Here is a 4,860-nt window from a genome sequence, read left to right on the forward strand (position 1 = left end):
GGCGGGCGGCTACGCCGCCACCTACCAGCGACGCCAGCAAGGCCAGACTGCCGGTCACCCGCGCCTGAACGCGCGGCAAGGCGGCCGCCAACAGCGCCATCACGCCGGTGACGATGACCGCAATGCGCTGCATGATGCACATCGGGCAAGGCTCCAGGCCCAGCACATACTGGGCAAACAGCGCAAAACCCATCGCGCCGGCACAGGCCAGCGCCAACAACAAAAAGCCGGCACGACGGCCAGGCAGTTGCAACTTCATGCTCATTCCCCTGCTTTAAAAAGGCCGGCGTATTGCCGGCCATGAGACTTTTTTAATTATGGCCAGCGCGGCACTTATTCGCTGCCGGCCACCATCATCGAGTCGAGCAGAATCGAACCGCAATGCTTGCCGCCGCGCACCATCACATCGTTGCCTATCGCGCTGATGTGCTTGAACATATCGGCCAGATTGCCGGCGATGGTGATTTCCTCGACCGGATAGGCGATCACGCCGTTCTCGACCCAGAAACCGGCGGCACCGCGCGAATAGTCACCGGTCACCAGATTGAGGCCGTGGCCCAATAGTTCGGTGACCAGCAAACCGCTTCCCATCGTTTTGAGCAACTCGTCGAAGCTCTCGCCGGTGGTATGCACCAACAGGTTATGGCTGCCGCCGGCATTGCCGGTGCTTTGCATCCCCAGCTTGCGCGCCGAATACGAACCCAGGAAATAGCCGTTGAGCACGCCGGCACCGACCAGACGGCGCGCATGGGTTTCTACGCCCTCGCTATCGAACGGACTGGACGCAAAACCACGCATTACAAACGGGTCTTCATCGATGGTGACGCAAGAAGACAACACCTGGCTGCCCAGCGAATCCAGCAGGAAACTCGACTTGCGGTACAGGCTGCCGCCACTGACGGCACTGACCAGATGGCCGATCAGCGAGGAGGCTACCGGCGCTTCAAACAGCACCGGATAATTGCCGGTCTTGAGGCTGCGCCCGCCCAAACGGCGCACGGCGCGCTCACCGGCGATACGTCCGACCTGATCGAAGGCATCCAGATCTTCGGCCGCACGCGCCGAGCTGTACCAGTAATCGCGCTGCATCGCACCATTATCGCTGGCAATGACCGCCGCCGAGACACTGTGGCGCGAGCCGGGATAGCCGTGCATGAAACCGTTGCTATTGGCGTAGACAAACTGGCTGACCTGGCTGGACACCCCGGCGCCTTCCGAGTTGCTGATGCGGGCATCCACGGCGCGGGCGGCGTTTTCGCACGCCAGCGCATGGGCAATCGCCTCTTCGACCGGCAGATTCCACGGGTGATACAGATCAAGATCGGGAAATTCGCGCGCCAGCATGGCCGGATCGGCCAGACCCGCACTTTCGTCCTCACCGGTAAAACGGGCGATATTGACGGCAGCGGCGACGGTATCGGCCAGCGCAGCATCGGAAAAATCGGAGGTACTGGCGTGGCCTTTTTTCTGCCCCAAGTAGACGGTGACCGTCGCGCCCTTGTCCTGGTTGTATTCTATCGTCTCGACTTCGCCCAGACGGACATTGACCGACTGGCCGCAAGCCTCGGACACGTCCACCTCGCAAGCACTCGCGCCTGCGCTCTTGGCCAAATCAAGTACACGCGCACTCACGGCCTCCAGAGCCGCACGACTGAAACTGAACGCAGAGTCTGCCATATTAACCTTTGTGTAGTGGGGACCTGCTCCTTGGCGAATCGGGAGCCGGTATTTTCGGGTATCATACCAGCCTTGAATGGAATCACAGCGACAAGCATGACTAACCTTTACAACGATAGCGCAGACGAAGGCCTACCCAGCAAATCCGAAAAAAAGCGCCAGATGGACGCGCTGCAGGATCTGGGCAAGGCGCTGACCGAACTTTCCACCGACAAGCTCAAGAAAATCGAGCTGGACGAAAACCTGCGCACGGCGGTGCTAGAACACAAGCGCCTCACCAGCCACGGCGCAAAAAAACGTCAGGAACAATATATCGGCAAGCTGATGCGCGGCATCGACGCCGAGCCCATCCGCAAACAGCTGGACATCGCCAACGGCGACTCGTCCGAGCATGCGGCCTGGCTGCTGCTGCTGGAGCGCTGGCGTAACCGCCTGATGTCGGATGATGCCATGCTGGCCACCTTCATCAGCGAGCACCCGAGCGCAGACATCCAGCAGATGCGCACCACGATACGCAATGCACGCAAGGAACTGGCCGATCAAAAACCGCCCAAGGCCTACCGTGTGCTGTTTCAGACCCTGAAGGAATTCCTCCCTGAGCCGGGCAAGAAAGTGCTCAAGGAAGAAAACACCTAAAGCCCGGCCATGACCGCTCCCCTGCCTTATCACGCTCCGCGCTGGCTGCGGGGCGGCCATGTCCAGACGATCTGGCCGGCGCTATTCATGCGCCCGGCACGTCCCGATTACCAGCGCGAACTGTGGGCGACACCCGATGGCGCCCACATCGCCGTTGACCGTATTCACGGCCAGCCCGGCCAGCCCTTGCTGGTACTGTTTCACGGACTGGAAGGCAGTAGCGACAGCCATTATTCCCGGGCACTGATGCTGGCCCTGCAAACGCGCGGCTGGCATGGTGCCGTCCCGCACTTTCGCGGCTGTGGCGGTATGGCCAACCCGCTGCCACGCGCCTACCACGCCGGCGACTCGGCCGAAATCGCGTGGATACTGGCACGACTGGCCGCGGAATACGACGGCCCGCTCTTTGCCGCCGGCGTATCGCTGGGCGGCAATATGTTGCTCAAGTATCTGGGCGAATACGGCCGCGCGGCCTTGCCGGCTGCCGCAGCAGCAGTCTCGGTGCCGCTGGATCTGGCGGCTGCCAGCACCTGCCTGGACAAGGGCTGGGGACGGCATCTTTACACCCGCATGTTCCTCGATACGCTCAAACCCAAGGCGCTGGCACAATTGCAGGCCCACCCCGGCCTGTTTGACGCACAGCGCGTCAAGGCGGCACGCACTTTTGCCGAATTCGACGACCTGGTCACCGCACCGCTGGCCGGCTACCGCGATGTACACGACTACTGGGCGCGCGCCAGCAGCAAACCGCTGCTGGCGCATATCGCGACGCCCACCCTGATTATCAACGCCAGAAATGATCCTTTCCTGCCGGCAAGCGCCCTGCCGCAAGCCGACCAGGTCAGCGCCAGTATTACACTGGAACAACCCGAACACGGCGGCCACGTCGGTTTTGCCAGCGGCCGTTTTCCCGGCCATTTATCCTGGCTGCCCGAGCGCCTGCTGCGCTTTTTCGTACACACGCAAGCACACAAATAAAAAACGGCCCAGCCGGGAGAAACCATGTCCGACATTCTGAACCAGATACTGGCGACCAAAGCCGAAGAAGTGGCCCGCGACAGCGCCCAGCGTCCGATTGCTTCACTAAGAAGCGAGGCCGAAGACCGGCGCGAAGACAAACGTGACTTTGTTGCCGCCATCCGTGCACGCCATGCGGCAGGTGAGGCGGCCGTGATTGCCGAGATCAAGAAGGCCAGCCCGAGCAAGGGCGTGATCCGTGCCGATTTCCGGCCGGCCGACATCGCCAAAAGCTATGCCGAGCATGGGGCGGCCTGCCTGTCGGTGCTGACCGACGTGCCTTATTTTCAGGGGGCTACCGCCTATCTTGAGCAGGCACGCGCCGCCTGCGACTTGCCGGTACTGCGCAAGGATTTTCTGATCGGCGACTACCAGATCTATGCCGCCGGCGCCATGGGGGCCGATTGCATCTTGCTGATTGCCGCCGCGCTGGATGCGGCACAGATGCGCGACATGGAAGCCCTGGCGGGCGAACTGGGTCTCGCGGTACTGGTGGAGGTACACAACGGCGACGAGCTGGAGTCGGCACTCACGCTAAAAACACCGCTCATCGGCGTCAACAACCGCAACCTGCGTACCTTTGAGGTCGACCTTGCCACCACGCTCGCGCTGCTGCCGCAAATCGGCAGCGGGCGTATTGCCATCACCGAAAGCGGCATCGTTAACGGTGGTGATGTAGCACGGATGCGCGAACACAGCGTCCACACTTTTTTGGTTGGCGAAGCCTTGATGCGTGAAACCAACCCTGGCTTGGCGCTGGCGCGCCTGTTTGCCGAATCTCGCGTTTAATACCCATTAACACTTGCTTGCATGTGGTTTTTATCTAGAGATGATATGCTGGCTAGCGCCTTCACCCTCAAGCCATGGAGCTTTTACGATGCGACTCGGAAAATTACTGTTAAGCGCGGCATTGGCTGCTAGCTGCTCGCTGGCCTTCGCCGCCGATCCTGTTGCCCAGCGTCAGGATATTTTCAAGGATTACAAGAAGACCTTCGGCCCGATGGGCGAGATGGTCAAGGGCAATACGCCTTACAATCAGGCCGAATTCGCCAAGCTGGCAGCCCATCTGGAAGAAATTTCCAAGCAGCCATGGCAGCACTTCACCCCAGGTACGGACAAGGGTAAAACCGGTGCCAAGCCCGAGATCTGGTCCAAGCCTGCCGAGTGGAAAAAGCAGATTGCGGGCCATCAGGCGGCAACTGCAGAACTGGCCAAAATTGCCGCTAGCGGCGATCTGGCCGCCATCAAGCCTGCCTTCGGCAAAGTAGGGCAAAGCTGCAAGAGCTGTCACGACAGCTTCCGCAAGGCGGATTAAGCACGTATTTGTGCTACGCTCACCAACCTCGCCCAGCCGGGCGGGGTTTTTTTATGACCACAGACCACAAAGCCCCATGAAACAACGCACCCTTATCCTTTGCGCCCTACTTAGCACTAATCTCGCTTTTGCCGATACCCCGGCTGAAACCCGCGTCAAAGACTTCAAGACCATCTTGCGCAGCTTCGAACCCATGGGCGTGGTGATACGCGGAC

6 protein-coding genes are annotated in these 4,860 nt (G+C 60.6%); 4 read left to right on the forward strand and 2 right to left on the reverse strand.

The features are described 5' to 3' along the window. Positions 1-259, reverse strand: a 259-nt coding sequence (locus tag ACRC1E_RS02235; protein ID WP_438513478.1) for a disulfide bond formation protein B, incomplete at its 3' end; no start/stop codon positions are given. 74 nt (positions 260-333) lie between these two features. Beyond that, a complete protein-coding gene (gene pmbA / locus ACRC1E_RS02240; protein ID WP_438513479.1) occupies positions 334-1,677 on the reverse strand; it encodes a metalloprotease PmbA in 1,344 nt (447 codons plus the stop codon). A gap of 96 nt (positions 1,678-1,773) precedes the next feature. Between pmbA and yjgA the strand changes: the two genes are divergently transcribed. The 4 genes from yjgA to ACRC1E_RS02260 all read left to right on the forward strand — a co-directional run bounded on the left by yjgA (position 1,774) and on the right by ACRC1E_RS02260 (position 4,645). Further along, positions 1,774-2,313 (forward strand): ribosome biogenesis factor YjgA, encoded by a 540-nt coding sequence (yjgA, locus tag ACRC1E_RS02245; protein WP_438513480.1) that lies wholly within the window; start codon positions 1,774-1,776, stop codon positions 2,311-2,313. 9 nt (positions 2,314-2,322) lie between these two features. Then, positions 2,323-3,291 carry a YheT family hydrolase gene (locus tag ACRC1E_RS02250; RefSeq protein WP_438513481.1) on the forward strand — a complete coding sequence of 323 codons (969 nt, stop codon included), beginning with the start codon at positions 2,323-2,325 and terminating at the stop codon, positions 3,289-3,291. 24 nt (positions 3,292-3,315) lie between these two features. Next, a complete protein-coding gene (gene trpC, locus ACRC1E_RS02255) occupies positions 3,316-4,119 on the forward strand; it encodes an indole-3-glycerol phosphate synthase TrpC (RefSeq protein WP_438513482.1) in 804 nt (267 codons plus the stop codon). Positions 4,120-4,207: 88 nt separating this feature from the next. Continuing rightward, the gene (locus ACRC1E_RS02260; RefSeq protein WP_438513483.1) at positions 4,208-4,645 is read left to right on the forward strand and encodes a c-type cytochrome; all 438 of its coding nucleotides are present in this window, start codon (positions 4,208-4,210) and stop codon (positions 4,643-4,645) included. Positions 4,646-4,860 lie beyond the last annotated feature (215 nt).

The organism is Craterilacuibacter sp. (genome assembly GCF_051659485.1).
GTDB lineage: Bacteria > Pseudomonadota > Gammaproteobacteria > Burkholderiales > Chromobacteriaceae > Craterilacuibacter.

Bases quoted from the DNA above. Each gene is read 5' to 3' on its own strand.
- pmbA (WP_438513479.1), bottom strand. From the start codon at position 1,677: ATGGCAGACTCTGCGTTCAGTTTCAGTCGTGCGGCTCTGGAGGCCGTG.
- yjgA (WP_438513480.1), top strand. From the start codon at position 1,774: ATGACTAACCTTTACAACGATAGCGCAGACGAAGGCCTACCCAGCAAA.
- ACRC1E_RS02250 (WP_438513481.1), top strand. From the start codon at position 2,323: ATGACCGCTCCCCTGCCTTATCACGCTCCGCGCTGGCTGCGGGGCGGC.
- trpC (WP_438513482.1), top strand. From the start codon at position 3,316: ATGTCCGACATTCTGAACCAGATACTGGCGACCAAAGCCGAAGAAGTG.
- ACRC1E_RS02260 (WP_438513483.1), top strand. From the start codon at position 4,208: ATGCGACTCGGAAAATTACTGTTAAGCGCGGCATTGGCTGCTAGCTGC.